This window comes from Actinomadura sp. B10D3 (assembly GCF_039871695.1).
Taxonomy (GTDB): Bacteria; Actinomycetota; Actinomycetes; order Streptosporangiales; family Streptosporangiaceae; genus Spirillospora; species Spirillospora madurae.
The window spans coordinates 1-19,856 of sequence record NZ_JBDPLY010000047.1 but is presented as its reverse complement, the minus strand read 5'-3'; the positions used below and the strand labels follow the sequence as shown (position 1 = coordinate 19,856).

The following is a 19,856-nucleotide window of genomic DNA, read 5'->3' as shown; positions in this document are numbered from 1 at the left end:
AGGAACGCACCATGAGGTTTGCAGTCGACACCGGTGGCACCTTCACCGACCTCGTCGTCGAGGACGAGGGCCACCTGAGCGTCCACAAGAGCTCGACCGTCCCGTCCGACCCGGTCCAGGGCATCCTCGACGCCTTCGACGTCGCCGCCGCCGAGCGGGGCTGCTCGCGGCGCGACCTGCTGGGCCGGGGGAGCATGCTCGTCCACGGCACGACCCGCGGGTTGAACGCCGTCCTGACGAAGAAGGTCGCGCGCACGGCGTTCCTCACCACCGAGGGCCATCCGGACGTCCTGCTCCTGCGCGAGGGCGGCAGGCACGACATCTTCGACCAGCGGCAGCCCTACCCCGAGCCCTACGTCCCGCGTTCCCTGACGTTCGAGGTGCCCGAACGCGTCGGCGCTCAGGGGGAGGTGGTCCGGGAGCTGGACGAGGCGGCGGTGGCCGCCCTCGCCGACCGGATGCGGCGGGAGGACGTCGAGGCGGTCGCCGTCTGCCTGCTGTGGTCGATCGTCAACCCGGTCCACGAGCTGCGCGTGGGCGAGCTGCTGGAGGAGCTGCTGCCGGGCGTGCCGGTGACGCTGTCGCACCAGGTGAACCCGTGCGTGCGCGAGTACCGCCGGGCGTCGGCGACCGCGATCGACGCCTCGCTGAAACCCCTCATGACCGCCTACATCAGCGGGCTGCAGGGCCGCCTGCGCGACGCGGGCTTCACCGGGCGGGTGCTCATGGTCACCTCCGCGGGCGGGGCGCTGGACGCCGACGACGTGGCCCGGGCGCCGATCCACTCGCTCAACTCCGGCCCCGCGATGGCGCCGGTGGCCGGGCGCTACTTCGCCGACCTGGACGCCGCGGCCCCGATGGCGATCGTCGCCGACACCGGCGGGACCAGCTACGACGTGAGCGTCGTCCGGAACGGCCGGATCCCGTGGACGCGCGAGTCCTGGATCGGCGAGCCGTTCCGCGGCCACATGACCGGCTTCCCGTCCGTCGACGTGCGCAGCGTCGGCGCGGGCGGCGGCAGCATCGCCTGGGTGGACGGGGGCGGGCTGCTGCACGTCGGCCCGCAGAGCGCCGGCGCCGTTCCCGGCCCGGTCTGCTACGGGCGGGGCGGTACCCGTCCCACGATGACCGACGCCTGCCTCGTCCTCGGCTACCTGGACCCCGGCTACTTCCTGGGCGGGCGCTCGGCGCTCGACCTGGACGCGGCGCGCGCGGCGATCAGGGAGCAGATCGCCGAGCCGCTCGGGCTGGACGTGCTGGAGGCGGCGGGCGCCGTCTACCGGCTCGCGACCGAGCGGATGGTCGGCGCCATCGAGGAGATCACCGGGCAGAAGGGCGTTGACCCGGCGCAGGCCGTCCTCGTCGGGGGCGGCGGGGCGGCCGGGTTCAACACCGTGGCGATCGCGCGCCGGCTCGGCTGCCGGGAGGTCATCGTCCCGGTCATGGGTCCGGCCCTCAGCGCGGCCGGGGCGCTGATCTCCGAGCTGTCGCGCGGCTTCGAGACGACCTTCCGCACCACCTCGGAGGCGTTCGACTTCGCCGGCGTCAACGCGGTCCTGGAGGACCTGGCGGCCGAGGCCCGCGACTTCGTCGACGGCCCCGGCGCGGGGGCGGTCGAGACGTCCGTCGAGTTCTCCGTCGAGGCGCGGTACCCGAGCCAGGTCTGGGAGCTGGAAGTGCAGCTCGGCGAGCAGGGCTCCCTGGACGGCGAAGGGCTCGAACGGCTGAAGAAGGCCTTCCACGAAGTCCACCGGGACGCCTTCGCGGTCGACGACCCCGGCTCGCCGATCGAGTTCGAGAGCTGGCACGCCAAGGCGCGCTGCCGCATCACCGATCCCGTCCTGCCCGAGGCCGTGACGAACGACGGCGTGCGACGGGAGCGCGACGTCTACCTGCCCGGCACCGGGCTGGTCCGGGCGGACGTCTGGCGGCTGGACGCGGTCCCCGTCGGCGCGGAGTTGCGAGGGCCGGCGGTCGTCGAGTCGGCGACCACCACGATCGTCATCGACGACGGCGCCGCGTTCACCCGCCGCGGCAGCGGAACGATCCATGTCGTACCCGGGGCGCCCGCCGCCCCGGCCGAGCGAGGGGGGAAGTGACGATGGACGGCGTCCGCATGGCGGTGATCAGCAACCGCCTGAACGTGGTCGTGGAAGGCATGATGAACACCGTCTTCCGCTCCAGCCGGTCGGGGGTCCTCAACAGCGCGCACGACTTCTCCTGCTGCATCGTGAGCGCCGACCACGAGCTGGTGATGGGCGCCGAGAGCCTGCCCATCCACATGATGAGCGGGCCCGACCTGATCTCGAAGGCCGTCCTGCACTTCCACCCCGAGATGCGGCGCGGCGACGCGTACCTGCACAACTCGCCGTACAACGGCAACTCGCACGCCGCCGACCACGCGATGCTGGTGCCGGTCGTCGACGACGACGGCGTCCACCGGTTCTCCGTCCTCGCCAAGGCCCACCAGGCCGACTGCGGCAACTCCCAGCCGACGACCTACATGGCCGGCGCCCGGGACGTCTACGAGGAGGGCACCCTCCTGTTCGACGCCTGCCGCGTCCAGACCGACTACCAGGACAACGACGACATCCTGCGCATGCTGCGGCTGCGGGTCCGGGTGCCCGAGCAGTGGTGGGGCGACTACCTCGCGCTCCTCGGCGCGGTGCGCCTGGGCGAGCGCCGGATCACGGAGCTGGGCGAGGAGCTCGGCTGGGACGTCCTCCAGGAGTTCGTGGACGAGTGGCTGGCCTACAGCGAGGGCCGCATGCGGGCGGCCATCGCCGGGCTGCCCGCCGGACGGCTCACCCTGACCACCCGGCACGACCCCTTCCCCGGGATCCCCGAGGGCGTCGACATCAAGATCGACATCGACGTGCGGCCGGAGGAGCAGGAGATCGCCATCGATCTCACCGACAACGTCGACTGCCTGCCGAACGGCCTGAACCTCACCGAGTCGACCGCCGCCACGGCGGCCCTGATCGGCGTCTTCAACTCCATCGGCGAGGACGTCCCGCCGAACGCCGGGAGCCTGCGCCGTGTCAGCGTCGAACTGCGGGACGGGTGCGCGGTGGGCATCCCGGCCCACCCGCACAGCTGCTCGGCGGCGACCACCAATCTGGCCGACCGGGTCACCAACGCGGTGCAGCGCGGCATGGCGGAGCTGGCCGAGGGCATCGGGCTCGCCGAGTGCGGGGCCGTCATCCCCGCGGCGGCGGCGGTGGTGTCCGGCACCGACCCGAGGGCGGGCGGCAGGCCGTTCGTCAACCAGATCTTCCTCGCCGTCACCGGCGGGGCCGCCACGCCGTGGACCGACGCCTGGCTGACGATCTTCCATGTGGGCTGCGCCGGAATGCTCCGCCGCGACAGCGTGGAGATCGCCGAGATGACGCACCCGATCCGTGTGGAGCGGCAGCGGCTCGTCCCGGACACCGAGGGCGCGGGCCGGTTCCGCGGTGCGCCGTCGGCGGCGGTCGAGTACGGGCCGGTCGGCACGTCGATGACGGTGGCCTACGGGTCCGACGGCGCGGTCCACCCCGCGCTCGGCGTGCGCGGCGGGCTCGCGGGCGGCCTCACCCGGCACGAGCGCCGCGACCGGTCGGGCCGGCTGACCGTCCTGCCGTCCCAGGGCCTGGTCGAGCTGGCGGACGGCGAGCGCATCGTGTCGATCACCGCGGGAGGCGGGGGGTACGGGCCGCCCGCGGACCGGGAACCGGAACGGGTCCGCGACGACGTGCGGGAGGGGTGGATCAGCGCCGGGCGCGCCCGCGACGTCTACGGCGTCGCGCTGCGCGCGGACCTGTCGATCGACGAGGCGGAGACCGCGCGGCTGCGCGCGGGCTCCGCGTCCTAGCCGCCGAGGCCCGTCTTGAGAGAGGACTCCGACATGGCGGTCCCCGTCACCATGCCGCAACTGGGCGAGAGCGTCACCGAGGGCACCGTCACCCGCTGGTTGAAGCAGGTGGGCGAGCATGTCGAGGCCGACGAGCCGCTGCTGGAGGTGTCGACGGACAAGGTCGACACCGAGATCCCCGCGCCCGTGTCGGGGGTCCTGCGGTCGATCAGCGTCCAGGAGGACGAGACGGTCGCCACCGGCACCGAGCTCGCCCGGATCGGCGCCGCCGAGCGCGTGCCGGAACCCGCCGCGGCGACGGTTCCCGGCCCGCCGCCCGCGTCGCCCGCGGCCGGACCCGCCCCGGCATCGGCCGCCCCGCCCGTTCCCGCCGGGACGCCCCCGGCTGCGCCGGCCTCGCATCGGACCGGCGCCCCCGGGAGGCGGCGGACCGGCGGCGGTCACATCACGCCGTTCGTCCGGCGCCTCGCCTTCGAGCACGGCGTGGACCTGGCGTCGGTGCGACCCGCCAAGCCCGGCGACCGCATCAGGAGGCAGGACGTACTGGCGGCCCGGAAGAGCCGGGACGAGGCCGTCCCGGCGAGTCCGGCCGGGCCGGTCGCCGGGCGGGGCCCGGAGGCGGAGGGAGGTGTCCGGGGGACGACCGGGGTGATGGATCCCGCGCGGCGGGCGCTCGCCGCGCGCCTGAAGGAGTCGCTGCGCACCAGCGCTCACCTGACCACCGTCGTCGAGGCCGACGTCACGAAGATCGTCGAATGGTGCGCGTCCGCCGGGGAGAGGTTCCGGGCGCGCGAGGGCATCGAGCTGACGCCGCGGCCCTTCCTCGCGCTGGCCGCGCTCGCGGCCCTCGCGGAGTCACCGGAGATCAACTGCCGGGTCGACCCGGAGGCAGGGGTGATCGTCCATCCGGACGGTCGGCATCTCGCGGTCACGGTGGACGTTCCCGGCGGCACGGTGAAGCCGGTCATCCGGGACGCCGCGAGCCTCAACCTGGCCGGGCTGGCGCATGCGCTGGCGGACCTGTCGGAGCGGGCGCGGGCCGGCCGCCTCGATCCCGCGGAACTGACCGGCGGCACGTTCACCCTGGCGGACACGGGCGCGGCGGGAGCGCTGTTCGCCACCGCGGTCATCGACCAGCCGCAGGTCGCGGTGCTGTGCACCGGAGCCATCGGCAGGCGGCCCGTCGTCGTCCGGACCCCGGCGCTGGGCGAGGTCGTGGCCGTCCGGTCGATGGTCCATCTCGCCCTGACCTACGACCACCGGGTCATCGACGGCGCCGACGCGGCGCGCTTCCTCGAACGGGTGAGGAAGCGCCTGGAGACCGGCGACCTTCCGGTCGGCCCGGGACTCTGACGACCCGCGGATCCCCGGCCGGCGCAGTCCGGGGACCCGCGGGGCCAGGCGGGCCGCTTCCCGCCCGCCCGGCCACAACGTTCGCATGGCACACATGCCATTCACATCGCGCAGTACGCGCTCCACATCCTCGCGGACCAGGAGTTTCGCATGAAGTTCGGTCTTGCCGTCTTTGCCACGGACCAGGGCATGGGCCCGGCCGACCTCGCCCGCATGGCCGAGAAGGGCGGTTTCGAGTCGCTCTTCTTCCCCGAGCACACCCATATGCCCGTCGAGCGCACCGCGCATTTCAAGCCGGAGGGCGGCGACGTTCCCCCCGAGTACTCGCGGACGCTCGACCCGTTCCTCGCGCTCACGGCGGCGGCGTGCGCGACCCGCACGCTGAACCTGGGCACGGGCATCTGCCTGGTCTCCCAGCGGGACCCCATCACCACGGCGAAGGAGGCCGCCACGCTGGACCACCTGTCCGGCGGACGTTTCCTCTTCGGCGTGGCGGCGGGGTGGAACCGCGAGGAGCTGCTGAACCACGGCACCGATCCCCGGCGCCGGCTGGCGGTGCTCGCGGACCGCGTCCGGGCCATGCGGGCGATCTGGACGCAGGAGGTGGCGTCCTACGAGGGCCCGTACATCTCGTTCGACCGCATCCAGTCGTGGCCCAAGCCCGTCCAGGAGCCGCTTCCCATCCTCATCGGCGGAAACGGTCCCACCGTCGTGGACCGGATCTTGGCGTACGGGACCGAATGGCTGCCCGAACCCGCTCCCGACCTGCTCGACCGCATCGCCGAGTACCGGAAGAGGGCACGGGAGGCGGGCTGGGCGGGCGCGCCGGTCACCGTGTACGGCGCGGACCCGGCGGACGTCCCCCGGTACGCCGAGGCCGGCGTGCACCGGTGCGTCTTCTGGCTGCCTCCCGGCGATGCCGAGGCGGCCCGCCGGCGGGTGGACGAGCTGCGGGACGCCCTCGGCCTGGCGGGGCGAGACCCGGCCGCCGACCCTGGGAGGTGCTGATCATGTGAACGGACGTTCTTTTAATGAACATGACAGCCACACCGACGTAACACAAAATCCCTCCCTCCTTCTCCTTGCCTGCGTTAATACTGCGGCATTCGAATCTTGACCTGCAAAAACACGTGCGTTAGTGTGCTTTCACGAAGCGAACGACTGCACGTATACCGATCAAACCTTGGAGGCGGTATGTCGTTCCCCCACATGATGAGGCGCCGGTGGCCCGTGCTGGTCGCCGCCGGCCTGACAGTGTCCGCGGCGGCCGCGTGCGCAGGCGGCGCCACGTCGGCGTCCGGCGGACGCGAGGGCTCCCTCGCCTGCCGGGACGGCCGGATCCTCATCGGCATCGCCAAGGCCGACAGCGGCTTCGCCTCCTTCTTCGACGTCGCCGGCAAGCGCGGGCTGCAGGTCGCGATCGAGGAGATCAACGCGCAGGGCGGCATCAAGGGCTGCCCCATCAAGACCGTCACCGGCGACACCAAGTCCGATCCCGCGGTCGCCGCCCAGGTGGCGCGCTCGCTCATCGGCAAGGGCGCCCAGATCCTCGTCGTCGCCGACGACTTCGACACCGGCGTCGCCGCGGCCCGGATCGGGCAGCGGCAGGGGGTGCTGACCCTGTCGCTGGCGGCCTCCTCGACCGTCTTCGGCAAGGCCGTCGGCGACCGCTTCTTCAGCGGCGGCATCACCACCACCGAGCTCGGCCTCGCGCAGGCCAGGTACGCGCTCGACCGCAGGTGGCGCACGACCTTCCAGGTCCTCGACCCCGGCCTCGCCTACTTCACCGAACAGGACACCGCCTACCGGAAGCTGTACGAGCCCGGCGGCGGCGCCGTGGCGGGCGTGGACCGGGTCGACTCGCTGGCCGGCCAGTCCGACTTCAGCTCCACCATCTCCAAGATCAAGGCCGCGAAGCCCGACGTGATCCAGGCCCTGGCCGTCTTCCCCGCGGTCGGCACCTTTGTCAAGCAGCTGCGCGCCGCCGGGGTCGACACCCCGGTGGTCGGCAACATCACGCTGCAGACCCGCGAACTGCCGAAGCTCGTCGGGACGAAGCGTTCGAACGCGATCGCCTTCGCGGCACAGGTCGCCTTCGACGGCGCGGGCGTCGACCCCGCCATCGCGGCGTTCACCGCGAAGTACGAGAAGACCTTCGGGCACTTCCCCGAGCAGGCCAACGCACCGGGCGCCTACCAGACCTTCATGGCGGTGAACCAGGCTCTGCAGCGCAAGGACGTCACCGACGCCGCCTCGGCCGCGAACGCGATCCGGGCGCAGCGCGGCCTGAAGGTCCCGGGCGGCACCCTGGCCCACTGGAAGGACGGGTACGCCGTCTGGAGCACGACCGTCGTCGGGGTGGAGAACGGCAAGTTCAAGGTCGTCGCCGACTACGACCCGACCACGCTGCGGAACGGGGCGTCGTGAGCGCTTCACCCGTGCCGGGTCCGCGCGTCCGGGGGACCGCCCCGGACGCGGACCCGCCGCTGCTCCGCGTGACGGGCGCGGTCAAGCGGTTCGCCGGCGTCACCGCGCTGGCCGGGGCGGACCTGACCCTGGCCGCGGGCGAGGTGCTGGGGCTCATCGGGCCGAACGGCTCGGGCAAGACCACGCTCGTCAACTGCATCTCAGGCGCGCTGCGCGTCGACGGCGGCGACATCCGGCTCCAGGGCCGCGACATCACCCGCGCCTCCCGGGCCCGGCGGGCCCGCGGGGGCATCGCCAGGACCTTCCAGAACCTCAAGCTCTTCGGCGACCTGACGGTCCGCGAGAACGTGACGGTCGGCGGCAACGCGTCCGCCCGGACGTCCCGGGACGAGGTCGAGCGGCTGCTCGCGGGCCTGCACCTGGACGGCGTCGCCCGCGAGGTCGTCTCCGACCTGCCGTACGGGACGCAGCGTCGCGTGGAGATCGCGCGGGCCCTCGCCGGAGACCCCCGCGTGCTGCTCCTGGACGAACCGGCCGCCGGCCTGAACGACGGCGAGACCGGCGAGTTGCGCGACCAGCTCCGTCGGATCCGGGACGAGCGCGGCTGCGGGATCGTCGTCATCGACCACGATATGAACCTCGTGCTCAGCATCAGCGACCGGGTGCAGGTCCTGGACGAGGGGCGGGTCATCTACGAGGGCCCGCCGCAGGAGGCGTTCGAGCAGCCCCACGTCGTCGAGGCGTATCTGGGGGCGTCATGACCGCGGAACCGCTGCTGCGGGTCACGGACCTGGTGGTCGGCTACGGGGCGACCAGGGTGCTCAAGGGCGTCTCCCTCGACGTCCGGCGCGGCGAGGCGGTGGCCGTCCTCGGCGCGAACGGCGCGGGCAAGTCGACCCTGATGAAGGTGATCTCCGGGCTGGTCGCCCCGTGGGAGGGAGCCGTCCGGTTCGACGGCGCCGACGTGACGGGCATGCCCGCCGAGGAGCGCGCCGGGCTCGGCATCGCGCTCGTCCCCGAGGGCCGCGGCATCTTCGCCACGCTCTCGATCGAGGAGAACCTGCTGATCGGCGCGACCAGCCTGCGGGGGCGCATGTCGCGGGCGCGGCTGCGGCGGCACCACGCGGAGGTGCTCGACCGCGTGTACGGGACGTTCCCGGTGCTGGCCAAGCGGCGGGCGGACCGGGGCTGCAACCTGTCCGGCGGCCAGCAGCAGATGCTGGCCATCGGCCGGGCCCTGATGGCCGACCCGAAGCTGCTCGTGCTGGACGAGCCGTGCCTCGGCCTGGCCCCGAAGATGGGAAACGAGGTCTATGCCGTGCTGCGCACGCTTCGCGAGCAGGGCCAGAGCCTGATCGTGGTGGAGGAGTCGTCCCGGCGGGCGCTCGACTTCGTCGACCGCGCCTGCTGCTTGAAGCTGGGCGAGAAGGTGCTGGACGGCGACGCCGCGGAGATGAGGGCCGACGAACTGCTCATCGAGGCGTACTTCGGGCTCAAGGGGGCGGAGTCGCCGTGACCGCGTTCGTCCAGCACCTGCTCGACGCCCTCAGCGTCGGATCCACCTACGCCCTGCTGGCCCTCGGCCTGACGCTGGTGTTCAGCGTCATGAACCTGATCAATTTCGCCTACGGGCTGCTGCTGGTCTGGGGCGGCTACGGCGCCTGCGTCCTGGTGGACGCCGGAGTGCCGTTCGCCCTGGTCGTGCCGTTGTGCATCCTGTTCGTCACGGTCCTGTCCATGGCGATGGGGCGCGTCGCCTTCCGGCCCTTCATCGGTGCGCCGCCGATCACGCTGCTCATCACCTCGTTCGGGGTGCTCCTCGTCGTCCAGTACATCGCGATCCTCGTGTTCGGGGAGAAGCCGCGGGTCCTGGACGTGCCGGGCTTCCTCACCGGGGTTGTCGCGACCGGCGGCCTGCGGATCCCGGTGTTGCAGGTGGTCACGATCGCCAGCGGCGCGCTCGTCGTCGCGGCGTTCTACGCCTTGCTGAACAGGACGGCGTTCGGCGCGCAGCTGCGGGCCGCCGCGGAGCTGCCGCAGACCGCGCGGCTGATGGGCATCCGGCCCGACCGCGTCCTGATGATCGCGTTCGCGGTGAGCGGGGCGATCGCCGGCGTGGTGGGCCTGCTGTGGTTCGCCAAGGTCGGCGCGGTCACCCCGCGGTCGGACCTGGAGCCCACCCTGAAGGCGTTCACCGCGATCGTCCTCGGCGGGCTCGGCCGGATCTCCGGCGCGATGCTCGGGGGCCTCGCCCTCGGCGCGATCGAGGTCGCGATGAACATCGTCCTGCCCGCCGGGGCGATCACCTACGCGCAGGCGATCGTGTTCGCGATCGTCATCGCCCTGCTGGTCCTGCGGCCCGGAGGGCTCAGCGGCGCCAGAACGGAGGCCACCTGATGTTCAGGCTCGCACTGCGCGCGGACAGGCTGCCGGGCCCCGCCGGCCGGCTCGGAGCGCTCGCGGGGGCGGTGCTCGCCGCCGGAGCGGTGACGCTGCTCGGCGCCCTGCTGTTCCTGGCGCCGACGATGCGGGAGATCGTCCTGCTCTTCGGGATCAACGCCATCCTGGTGGTCGGCTTCCAGGTGTTCGTCGGCAACACCGGCATCGTCTCCTTCGGCCACGTCGCGTTCATGGCCGTCGGGGCGTACGCGGGCGGCGTCGCGGCCATCCCGATGTTCGACAAGGAGCTGGTCCTGCCCGACCTGCCGGGACCGCTCGCGTCCGTCGAGGTCGGGTTCGTGCCCGCCCTGCTGATCGGCGGCGCGGCGGCCGCGCTGGTCGCGCTGCTCACCGGGCCGGCCCTCATGCGCCTGTCGGGGGCGGCCGCGTCCATCGCCACCCTCGGGCTGCTGATCATCGTCACGAACGTGCTCGCCCAGGCGACCCCGTTCACGCGGGGCCCGCAGTCGCTCTTCGGCGTCCCGGAGAACACCACGTTCACGGGCGTGTTCGCGACCCTCGCCGTGGCGGTGGCCCTGAGCGCGCTGTTCAAGTGGTCGGGCGCCGGGCTGCGGGCGCGCGCCGTCCGCGACCAGCCCACGGCGGCCGAGTCGGCCGGGGTGTCGGTGCTGCGCTCCCGGCTGTGGGCGTTCGCGCTGTCGGCCTTCGTCACCGGTGTGGCGGGGGCCCTGTACGCCCAGCTCCTCACCGCGTTCTCCCCCGCGTCGTTCTACATCGCGCAGCTCGTCCTGGTGATCGCCATGGCGATCGTCGGCGGGATCGGCGGGATCAGCGGAGCCCTGCTGGGCGCCGCGGTCATCACCGTGCTCAACGAGCTGCTGCGCCGGGTCGAGACCGGGGTGTCGGTCGCCGGAACCGAGATCCACGCCCCGACGGGGATCTCTTCGGCGGTTCTCGGCGTCGCCCTGATCGTCATGCTGCGATGGCGCCCGCACGGGCTGCTCGGTTCGGCGGAGCTCCAGTTCGAGGGCCGGGCCGCGGCCCGCACGGAGCCGGAGGAGGCGCGACCGGCGCCCGAGGAGGCGCCGGAGACGGTCGGGCGGACGACCGGCGCGTCCCGAGCCGACGACGGCTGACCTTCGCCCCTCGTCACGAGATCCGGCCGGTGTCCCTGACACCGGCCGCGTCCCTTTCCGCGACCGTGGGTTCAGAGGTCGAGGACGATCTCCGGTGTGGCCGCCCGCGACACGCAGGGGTGGATGCGGTCCATGGCGTCCGGCGGCAGGAGCGCGTCGCGGTGCTGCGGGACGCCCGAGAGCACCTTCACCGAGCACGAACCGCAGGTGCCGCGCAGGCAGGCGCCGGGGACCGGCACCTTCGCACGCCGCAGCGCGGTCATCAGGCTGACGTCGGCGCCGACCTGGACCCGCGTGCCCGTCCGGGCGCACACGGCGGTGAACGGTTCGGCGGGCCCGTGGTCCACGGGGGCGGGCACGAACCGTTCGACCCTGAGCGCCCCGGCCGGCCGGTCGGCCATGGCCTTCTGCACGGCGTCGACGAAGCTCGGGGGACCGCAGCAGTAGACGCCCGTCCCCGCCTCGCCCGGTCCGAGGTAGGCGGAGAGGTCGAGACGCCCCTCGGTGGCGGTGGCGCGCATCGTCACGTCACCGCCGAGCGCGGCCAGCTCGTCGCGGAACGCCGCGTCCTCGTGGTGCCGGACGCTGTAGGCGAGCTTCCACGGGACGCCCGCACGGGCGGCGCGCACGGCCATCGGCAGGATCGGCGTGATCCCGATTCCCCCCGCCAGAAAGACGTAGCGTTCGGCGGGCTCCAGAGCGAAGTGGTTGCGCGGCTCCCAGACGCGCACCCGCTTGCCGGGGCGCAGAAACGAGTGCACGTACGCCGAGGCTCCGCGGGACAGGGGCTCCCGGAGGACGGCGATGCGGTAGCGGCTTCCGTCGTCCGGGTCGCCGCACAGCGAGTACTGGCGCAGATGCCGGGTGACGAGCTGGACGTCGATGTGCGCTCCCGGCTCCCACGCGGGAAGCGGTTCGCCCGCCGGGTCGGCGAGGTCCAGAGCCACGATGTCGCGGGCCTGCCGCTCGGTCTCCACCACGGTGAGGAGGCGGCCGCCTTCACGGAGCATCATCTCAGTAGAGCTCCTGGTAGCCGGCCTCGAACAGGCCGTCCAGGCGTGCCGCGTCCAGGCCGTCGCCACCGGTCGCGCCCGCCGCCTTCGCCGCGTCCGCCCAGAAGGTTCCGGGGGACGGGATCTCGGCGGCCAGGTCCTTCATGTCCGGCTCCCAGAACCTGGACCTCAGGAGCGCCCGGCCGCAGTGCAGGTACGCCTCGTCCACCTCGACGACGGTGACCATCTGCGGGCGCACCCCGTCCTGTTCGAGCATCGTCCGCAGGTCGTCATCGTCGGTGATGTAGGCGCGCCCGTTCACGCGCAGCGTCTCCACCGCGCCGGGGACGAAGAACAGCAGCCCGAGGTGCGGATTCTCGATGATGTTTCCGAAGGAGTCGCCGAGTTTGTTGCCGAGCCGGTCGGGGACGGCGATGGTGTTCTCGTCCAGGACCCGCACGAATCCCGGGTAGTCGCCGCGCGGCGAGCAGTCCGCCGCACCGGCGGCGTTCGACGTGGCCAGGCAGCAGAATGGCGCATGGGCGATGAAGGCGCGGCAATTGTGGTCGAGATGGTCCAGGATTTTCAGCCGCGTCTCCGGGTCGGGCTCGCCGAGCAGGTCGCGCGCCTCCGCGCCGCCGAGCCGTCGGAAGCGTGTCGCCCACGCCGCCGGGACCCCGTCGCGGACCGGGTCCGCGGACCCGCGAGACGCCGGACGAGACTGCTCATATTCCGACGCATCGTTCATATGATGAGCATACCGTCCTCAGGTCTGCCGGTGAAGATGCGTCCGGGCTGGATCGTCCGCGCTGCCTCACCCGTCGTCCCAGGGGCCCGCGAAGTCCCGTGAGGCCGGTGTATTCCCATGTAGATCGTGGTTCCGGGCTGCGGGGCGGCGGCCCGGGACGCCCGGGGGCGGTCACCGAGATGAAGTGGTCGCTGACGTGCGATAGCATCGATGTCGTGGCTCGCAAATCGAACTCCCATTCGCTTGATGATGGGGATGTCGGCAAGAAGGACGGCATCCAGTCCGTCTCGCGCGCCCTCGGGATCCTGGAGCTGTTCGACGAGAGGCGTCCCGCGCTCACGACGAGCGACATCGCGACGCTCACCGGCCTCAACCGCGCCACGGCGTACCGTTTCTGCCGGACGCTGCTGAACCTCGGTTATCTCGAAGAGACCAGCTCCAGGACATTCCGCCCTGGACTCAAGGCGATCTCTCTTGCGCGCGCCGCGCTGAGCAGCCGGGAGCTGCCGGAAATGGCGCGGCCCTATCTCCAGAGGCTTCGCGAGAGCACCGGCGAAACGGTCAACATGGCGCTGCTGAACGGCGCCGAGGTGGTCTATGTGGCGCGCCTGCTCAATGACGACCTGCTCGCCTTGCGGCTCTTCGTCGGCAGCCGCCTGCCCGTCCACGCCACCTCCCTCGGCCGCGCGATCCTGGCGTTCCTGCCCCGCGAGGAGATCGAGGCGATCATCGGCGACCGCGAGCTGGAGGCCGTCACCCAGTACACGATCACCGACCACGACAAGCTCGTGCGCGAGCTCGACCTCATCCGCAGCCGCGGGTACTCGCTCAACGACGAGGAGATGGTCCTCGGCATCCGCGGGGTCGGCGCCCCGGTCTTCAACGCCGCGGGCCGCCCCATCGCCGCGATCAACGTCTCCATCGCCCGCCCGCTGGACAAAACGGAGCTGCGGGACGTGATCGCCCCCCAGGTCGTCGAGACCGCCCGCGCGATCAGCACCCTCGTCACCGAACTGGCCATCGACTTCTACCACCGCTGACGCGCCCCGGACGCCCGGCCCGGAGCCTCCGCACCGTGGCACCGCCGCCACAATGTGGACGCATGTGCACTATGCGAGCCGAGAGTCGACCCTGGATCATCCGGCGTACTCGAACCACACCGTCGAACCCGTCGGGCCCGGGATGACGCCCCAGCGGGCCGCGAGGGCGTCGACGACCATCAGCCCGCGCCCGTGCTCGGCGGAGGGGTCGTCCATCACATGCGGCGCACTGCCCGCATCGCCGTCGTCGGTGACCTCGACCCGGACGCGGTCGCCGTTCACGCCGATGGCGACGGTGACCTGACCGCCGTCTCCGCTGGCCGAATGGCACACGGCGTTGGCGACCAGCTCGCTGACGCACAGCTCCACCGTGTCGGCCGACGCGTTCGTTCCGAGGACCTCGCGGACGAACGCGCGTGCACGCCCCGCCGAGCGGCTGACACCGGGGAAGGTGGCCACCCCGGACAGCCCGCGGCAGATCGCGTCCGCCTCGCGGCGGCCGGGCGTTGCGGCGTCCCGAACGCTCCGGTGCTGTTCTAGGCCGATCTTGTGCGCCGTCTCCACGGCCCCGTGCACCGGGAGCCCGATGGGCGGGGCGGCATGCTCGTTCGCTGACATATCTATCACTCGCAGAGACACCGTTCGTTGGCTGTTGCGGCAGGTATGTCCAACGCTACGGAGCAGGCACGACATGGGAAGCCCTTTGCGCGGTGTGTCAACCGGTCTGGCACGTGGTGCCAACCCCGGGCTTGGCTAGGCTGGTCCCGCTTCGGTTCCAGAGGACGGTGGCGTGATGCGGGACATCGACGTTGCCCGCTGGCGGTTGCGCAGCCAGCATCTGGTCAGGCCCCATGCCGGGTCGGCCGGTGAGGTGGTGGGCTCGCTGCTGGCCGTCCAGGCGGAGAACCCCGGTCAGGCGGCGTGGGCGGTGGCCTCGCGCACGCGGAACCCCGACGAGGCCGATCTGGCGGCCCTCCTCGCGTCCGGTGCCGTCGTCCGCACGCACGTGCTGCGCCCGACCTGGCACTTCGCGCGGGCCGAGGACATCGGCTGGCTGCTCGACCTGACCGGCCCTCGCGTACGCCGGCTCACCGGCCAGCAGTTGCGCAACGCGCACGGTCTCGACGAAGGTTCCATCGACCGGGCTATCGCCGCCGTCCTGGAGGCCCTGGAGAGCCGGGGGCAGCTCACCCGCGCGCAACTGGCCGAAGAGCTGCGCGAGCGCGGTGTCACGAGCGACGGGCAGATGCTGATGATCCTGCTCGCCCACGCCGAGCTGGACGGGCTGATCTGCAGCGGACGGGTCGCCGGTGGCGAGCACACCTACGCGCTCATGGCCGAGCGCGTCCCCGCACCGCGGCGGCTCTCCCGGACCGAGGCCCTGGCCGAGCTCGCGCTGCGCTACTACACCGGGCACGGCCCCGCGACCGAACGCGATCTCGCCTACTGGGCGACGCTCACCCTCACCGACGTGCGCACCGGCCTGCACGAGGTGCGTGATCGGCTGGACTCGTTCGAGCACGACGGGCGCACCTTCTGGCACGCCCCAGGCGAACCTCCCGGCGGGCCGCAGGAGCCCGCGGGCCATCTCCTGCAGATCCTCGACGAGACCTACCGCGGCTACCAGGACTCCCGCTGGGTGCTGGACGCCGCCGGGGACGTCCCGCGCTCCCGGGAGGCCACGACCGGAATGGCGCTGGTCGACGGGCAGCTCGTCGCGCCCATGCGGCGCACCATCGGCCGCGACCGCGTGCGGTTCGACCTGCGGCCCTACCGGGCCCTGACGCCTCCGCAGATCGAAGCCCTCGACCAGGCCGCCGGACGGTACGGCGAATACCTCCGGCTCAAGGCCGAACTCACCCTTCCCTGACCGCCGTCCGGTGCAGCGGATCACCCGAGTGATGAGTTCTCGGGCCCGCACCCGTCACACATACGACGGACACGACGAGTGGGAAGGATACGTGATGGGTGCGGACAGGCAGATGGAGGAGCTGGGCGTCAGCGGTCTGGCCGAGGTCGACGAGCCGGCGTTCACGGGGCTGGCGGAGCGGCACCGTCGGGAGCTGCACGTGCACTGCTACCGGATGCTCGGATCATTCGAGGACGCCGAGGACACCGTCCAGGAGACGTTCCTGCGCGCCTGGCGGCGGCGGGAGACCTTCGAGGGGCGGTCGACGTTCCGCGCCTGGCTGTACCGGATCGCCACCAACGCCTGCCTGGACCTGCTCGCCAAGCGCCGCCCGGACCCCGCGACCGGCGGCGAGGTGCTGTGGCTCCAGCCCTACCCGGACCGGCTGCTCGACGAGCTGCCCGCGGGCGGCGCGGACGAGCCGGAGGCGGTCGCCGTCGCGCGGGAGACGATCGAGCTCGCGTACCTGGTCGCGGTCCAGCACCTCGCCCCGCGCCCGCGGGCCGTGCTGATCCTGCGGGACGTGCTCGGCTGGCCGGCCAAGGACGTCGCGGAACTCCTCGGCGACTCCGTCAACTCGGTGAACAGCGCGCTGCAGCGGGCCCGCGCCGGGATGCGGGAGCACCTGCCCGCCGAGCGGCAGGACTGGACCGGCGGCGAGGAGGACGCCGGGACGCGCGAGGTGGTGCGCCGCTACACCGACGCCAGCGTGGCCACGGACATCGACACGCTCGCGACGCTGCTGCGCGACGACGTCCGGTGCTCGATGCCGCCGACCCCCGGCCTGTACATCGGCCGCGACGCCGTGGTGAACGACTGGGTCGAGAGCGGCTTCGGGGAGATGACGGGCCTGCGCGCCGTCCCCACCTCCGTGAACCGGCAGCCCGCCGTCGCCTTCTACCAGAAGCGGGAGAGCGGCGGCCCGTACCTGCCGCTGACGATCGACGTCCTGCGCGTCGCGGGCGGGGCGATCGCCGAGATCACCACCTTCCACGACGACCAGTTCCCCCGGCTCGGGCTGCCGGAGCGGCTGCCGGCGGACGGCACGGAGTAGTCCCGTGCGGACGCTCGCGCTGCGCGGTGGCGCGCGTGTCGCGGTCGTCGCGGCCGAGTGGTCGGACGCGTTCGGCGTCGTCGCCCGCGGGCGGGTGCAGCTGGAGCTGCGCGACGGCGAACCCGGACCGGTCCTCGGCCGCGGCGCCGGGTTCTGGCTGCACGGCACCGGAGTCCGCGCCCTGCGGAACCCCGATCGCGCCACGGCGACGCTGCACATCGTCACCCCCGAAACCCTCACTCGCCGGTCACCACACCCTCACGCGGAGGACGACATGGACAGGACGGACGACACCGGGAACGCGGCTTGATCCGGCCACGGGCGGGTGCGGACAGCGCCCGCCCAGCGTGGTTTTCTACGACCATCCCGGTAGTCGGCGGGGCGGATCGAGGCCTTGGAGCGTCGCGTGGACACGATCGAAGCTCGGAGGCCGGGAGGATCGGCGGACGCCGTTCAGCGGACCGCCAGGATCGCCGGTGTCTGGTTCGTCGTCACCTTCGTCTTCTCGATCCCGGCGGTCTTCCTGTACGACCCGGTGATCAACGAGGCGAACTACATCGTGGGCGTGGGCGCGGACACGCAGGTGCGGTTCGGAGCCTTCCTTGAGGTGCTGACCGCCGTCGCGAACATCGCCACCGCGGTCGTGCTGTTCCCGGTCCTGAAGCGGCAGAGCGAGAGCATCGCCTTGGGCTACGTCGGCCTGCGCATCGTCGAGTCGACTCTCATCCTGATCGGCGTCGTCAGCGTCCTCGCCGTCGTGGCACTGCGGCAGGACCTGGCGGGCGGCGGCGCCGACGCGACGCTGATCGGCCAGTCGCTCGTGGCGTTGAAAGACCAGACGTTCCTGCTCGGTCCCGCTTTCTGTGCGGGCTTCGGCAACGGTCTGTTGCTGGGCTATCTGATGTATCGCTCGGGCCTGGTGCCACGTCCGATGGCACTCATCGGGCCCATCGGAGGCCCGATCGCCTGCGCCACCGCGACCGCCGTCCTCTTCGGCGCCTACGAGCAGCAGTCTCCGGTGAATTTCCTGTTCACGGCGCCGGAAATCGTCTGGGAGGCTTCCCTGGGCATCTGGCTCATCACCAAGGGCTTCCGTTCCGCCGGGTTTGATGGGTAGGGACCGTGGTGGTGCGACCGTCAGGGGGACGACATGCTGCAACTCCAGTTCATCGACCTCGGAGCGACCAGGGTCGACTGGGACCTGTACCCGCCGGACCCGGACTTCGTCGTCCTCGCCGACCCTGACGGGAACGTCTTCTGCGTCGTGGACCTGAGCCGGGCACCCTCCGGCTCGGGCTGACGAACCCGGAGAATCCTCGCCAGAGATTCGGCAGCGGTGTCGAATCGGGGCGTCGTCGTTCGTAGCGAGGGTGAGACGCCTCCCAGGGCGCTCGACGGAACCATCCCTACGAACGATGAGGACAGGACGATGACCGACTCGACGGCGACCAGCGGTACCAGGCCCTTCCGATTCGGGGGCGTCGCCCCGCTCACCACCGATCTGCGGACGTGGCGCGACCGGGTGCGCCGCATCGCCGACAGCGGCTACTCCACGCTCCTGATGCCCGACGTCCCGCGATGGCAGCCGGCTCCCGCCCCCACGCTGGCCGTCGCGGCCACCATCACGGACCTGCGGGTGGGCACCTGGGTGTACGCCTCGCCGCTGCGTCCGGCCTGGAGCACCGCGTGGGAGGCGCACTCGCTGTCGGTGCTCACCGACGGCCGCTTCGAGCTGGGCATCGGCACCGGCAGGCCCGGCATCGAGGAGGAACTGCGCGAGCGGGGCCTGCCCGCCCCGCCGCCGGGCGAGCGGCTGGGCCAGGTGCGCGACACCGTCACGGAGCTGCGGGATCTCGACGGTTCCGACCTGCACACGCCGGTGGTGATGGCCGCGCGCGGGCCGAAGGCGCTGGCTCTGGCCGCCGACGTCGCGGACACGGTCGCCATCGCGCTGATGCCGGGAGACGAGCGGGACGAGATCACCCGGGTGGTCCGCGACTTCCGCGCCGCCCACGACCTCGAACTCGCGCAGCACGTGGCGGTGACCGGCGACACCGTCGCCCCGTTCATGGCGTCCCCTGACACCGACCCCGCCGCGCTCCGCGCGGCGGACTCGCTGGCGGTGCTCCCGGAGGACCCCGCGGCGGCCGCCGACGAGATCCAGCGCCGGCGCGAGGAGATCGGCCTCTCCTACTTCGTCTTCGGCGCCAACGCCGCCGAAACCTTCGCCCCGATCGTGGCCGAGCTGAACGGACGGTAGACCCGAGATCCGTCCGGCGGCGCCTGCCGTGGAGCGCGCGGAGCAGGTGGGCGCGGGGCGACGCCGCGGCCTACGCCTCGTTCCACACGCCCGACGCCGACCTCATCGACTTCCGCGGCACCCATGCCCGGGGCCGCCAGGCGATCATCGGCCTGCTCCAGCCGGCCTTCAAGGTCGTGGCCGCCCGCAGCTTGGACGTGGCGGACATCGGTCAGCGCATCGCGTTCATCACCGACAATCTCGGCACCATCATCGAGCTCGCCGAGCCCGGTACCTGGGGGCCTGCGGGCCGAGACGCTCAGGCGGGAGCGGTCTGAGCCTTCGTCTCTTCCAGGGACCAGGTGCCGTGGCCTCCGGTGACCTGGAGGAGCGTGTGAGAGCGGAGCCGGATCTCCGTGTCGCCGTCCGGGAGAGCGAGTGTCCGAACAGGGGTCAGGGCGGCGTCGAGGTGCAGGAGGCCGAAGGCGTCTCCGCTGCGGAACAGCACGCGTCCCGGCGGGCCCAGGTAGCGGACCACTGCGGCCCGGTCGCCTGTGATGGAGTGCTCGCTTGTTGACCTAGGAGTGTGCTGAACAAGGGGTGATGTGGGCGGGAAGGGCGCCGAGATGGCCGTCTGTGCGGCCGGTTGGGTCAGGCCCCGTGGGGTCGACAGAGTGGTCGCCCTTCCCGCGTGGTCCAGGTTGG

Annotated in this window: 20 protein-coding genes; 16 read left to right on the top strand and 4 right to left on the bottom strand. The window is 72.2% G+C overall.

Annotated elements, in window-relative coordinates:
• The first annotated feature begins 11 nt into the window (after positions 1-11).
• The 9 genes from ABGB11_RS40300 to ABGB11_RS40260 all read left to right on the top strand — a co-directional run bounded on the left by ABGB11_RS40300 (position 12) and on the right by ABGB11_RS40260 (position 11,169).
• Entirely contained in the window at positions 12-2,099 is a 2,088-nt protein-coding gene (locus ABGB11_RS40300) for a hydantoinase/oxoprolinase family protein (protein WP_347640854.1), read from the top strand.
• 2 nt (positions 2,100-2,101) lie between these two features.
• Positions 2,102-3,853: a hydantoinase B/oxoprolinase family protein gene (locus ABGB11_RS40295; RefSeq protein WP_347640853.1), complete on the top strand. Its 1,752-nt coding sequence runs from the start codon at positions 2,102-2,104 to the stop codon at positions 3,851-3,853.
• 33 nt (positions 3,854-3,886) lie between these two features.
• The gene (gene sucB, locus ABGB11_RS40290; protein WP_347640851.1) at positions 3,887-5,206 is read left to right on the top strand and encodes a 2-oxoglutarate dehydrogenase, E2 component, dihydrolipoamide succinyltransferase; all 1,320 of its coding nucleotides are present in this window, start codon (positions 3,887-3,889) and stop codon (positions 5,204-5,206) included.
• A gap of 150 nt (positions 5,207-5,356) precedes the next feature.
• Entirely contained in the window at positions 5,357-6,214 is an 858-nt protein-coding gene (locus ABGB11_RS40285; protein ID WP_347640850.1) for an LLM class F420-dependent oxidoreductase, read from the top strand.
• Between the two features lie 186 nt (positions 6,215-6,400).
• Positions 6,401-7,633 (top strand): ABC transporter substrate-binding protein, encoded by a 1,233-nt coding sequence (locus ABGB11_RS40280; RefSeq protein ID WP_347640848.1) that lies wholly within the window; start codon positions 6,401-6,403, stop codon positions 7,631-7,633.
• Positions 7,630-8,394: an ABC transporter ATP-binding protein gene (locus ABGB11_RS40275; protein ID WP_347640847.1), complete on the top strand. Its 765-nt coding sequence runs from the start codon at positions 7,630-7,632 to the stop codon at positions 8,392-8,394. Before ABGB11_RS40280 ends, ABGB11_RS40275 begins: the two co-directional genes overlap by 4 nt.
• Positions 8,391-9,149, top strand: coding sequence for an ABC transporter ATP-binding protein (locus tag ABGB11_RS40270; RefSeq protein WP_347640846.1), 759 nt, complete (start codon positions 8,391-8,393; stop codon positions 9,147-9,149). Before ABGB11_RS40275 ends, ABGB11_RS40270 begins: the two co-directional genes overlap by 4 nt.
• Positions 9,146-10,030 (top strand): branched-chain amino acid ABC transporter permease, encoded by an 885-nt coding sequence (locus ABGB11_RS40265; RefSeq protein ID WP_347640845.1) that lies wholly within the window; start codon positions 9,146-9,148, stop codon positions 10,028-10,030. The genes ABGB11_RS40270 and ABGB11_RS40265 overlap by 4 nt, the downstream gene beginning before the upstream one ends.
• Entirely contained in the window at positions 10,030-11,169 is a 1,140-nt protein-coding gene (locus ABGB11_RS40260; protein WP_347640843.1) for a branched-chain amino acid ABC transporter permease, read from the top strand. Before ABGB11_RS40265 ends, ABGB11_RS40260 begins: the two co-directional genes overlap by 1 nt.
• A 71-nt stretch (positions 11,170-11,240) precedes the next feature.
• Here ABGB11_RS40260 and ABGB11_RS40255 read toward each other — a convergent pair whose 3' ends face one another.
• Entirely contained in the window at positions 11,241-12,182 is a 942-nt protein-coding gene (locus tag ABGB11_RS40255) for a PDR/VanB family oxidoreductase (protein ID WP_347640842.1), read from the bottom strand.
• Position 12,183: 1 nt separating this feature from the next.
• The gene (locus tag ABGB11_RS40250) at positions 12,184-12,909 is read right to left on the bottom strand and encodes an MSMEG_1061 family FMN-dependent PPOX-type flavoprotein (protein ID WP_347640840.1); all 726 of its coding nucleotides are present in this window, start codon (positions 12,907-12,909) and stop codon (positions 12,184-12,186) included.
• Between the two features lie 215 nt (positions 12,910-13,124).
• Here ABGB11_RS40250 and ABGB11_RS40245 point away from each other — a divergent pair, with 215 nt between their 5' ends.
• On the top strand, positions 13,125-13,949 hold the full coding sequence (locus ABGB11_RS40245) for an IclR family transcriptional regulator (RefSeq protein WP_347640839.1): 825 nt from the start codon (positions 13,125-13,127) through the stop codon (positions 13,947-13,949).
• 96 nt (positions 13,950-14,045) lie between these two features.
• Here the strand turns inward: ABGB11_RS40245 and ABGB11_RS40240 are convergent, their stop codons facing one another.
• Positions 14,046-14,567 carry an ATP-binding protein gene (locus ABGB11_RS40240; protein WP_347640838.1) on the bottom strand — a complete coding sequence of 174 codons (522 nt, stop codon included), beginning with the start codon at positions 14,565-14,567 and terminating at the stop codon, positions 14,046-14,048.
• A 175-nt stretch (positions 14,568-14,742) separates the two neighbouring features.
• On the opposite strand from ABGB11_RS40240, the gene ABGB11_RS40235 reads away from it, so the two are divergent.
• The 6 genes from ABGB11_RS40235 (at position 14,743) to ABGB11_RS40210 (ending at position 19,172) form a co-directional block, all read left to right on the top strand.
• The gene (locus tag ABGB11_RS40235) at positions 14,743-15,819 is read left to right on the top strand and encodes a winged helix DNA-binding domain-containing protein (protein ID WP_347640837.1); all 1,077 of its coding nucleotides are present in this window, start codon (positions 14,743-14,745) and stop codon (positions 15,817-15,819) included.
• Positions 15,820-15,913: 94 nt separating this feature from the next.
• Positions 15,914-16,912, top strand: coding sequence for an RNA polymerase subunit sigma-70 (locus ABGB11_RS40230; protein ID WP_347640836.1), 999 nt, complete (start codon positions 15,914-15,916; stop codon positions 16,910-16,912).
• A gap of 4 nt (positions 16,913-16,916) precedes the next feature.
• Positions 16,917-17,222 carry a hypothetical protein gene (locus ABGB11_RS40225; RefSeq protein WP_347640834.1) on the top strand — a complete coding sequence of 102 codons (306 nt, stop codon included), beginning with the start codon at positions 16,917-16,919 and terminating at the stop codon, positions 17,220-17,222.
• A gap of 96 nt (positions 17,223-17,318) precedes the next feature.
• On the top strand, positions 17,319-18,029 hold the full coding sequence (locus ABGB11_RS40220; protein ID WP_347640833.1) for a DUF4386 domain-containing protein: 711 nt from the start codon (positions 17,319-17,321) through the stop codon (positions 18,027-18,029).
• A 33-nt stretch (positions 18,030-18,062) separates the two neighbouring features.
• Positions 18,063-18,212, top strand: coding sequence for a VOC family protein (locus ABGB11_RS40215; protein ID WP_347640832.1), 150 nt, complete (start codon positions 18,063-18,065; stop codon positions 18,210-18,212).
• Between the two features lie 129 nt (positions 18,213-18,341).
• The gene (locus tag ABGB11_RS40210) at positions 18,342-19,172 is read left to right on the top strand and encodes an LLM class flavin-dependent oxidoreductase (protein ID WP_347640830.1); all 831 of its coding nucleotides are present in this window, start codon (positions 18,342-18,344) and stop codon (positions 19,170-19,172) included.
• 298 nt (positions 19,173-19,470) lie between these two features.
• On the opposite strand, the gene ABGB11_RS40205 is transcribed toward ABGB11_RS40210, so the two are convergent.
• Positions 19,471-19,689: a hypothetical protein gene (locus tag ABGB11_RS40205; RefSeq protein ID WP_347640829.1), complete on the bottom strand. Its 219-nt coding sequence runs from the start codon at positions 19,687-19,689 to the stop codon at positions 19,471-19,473.
• Between the last annotated feature and the right edge of the window lie 167 nt (positions 19,690-19,856).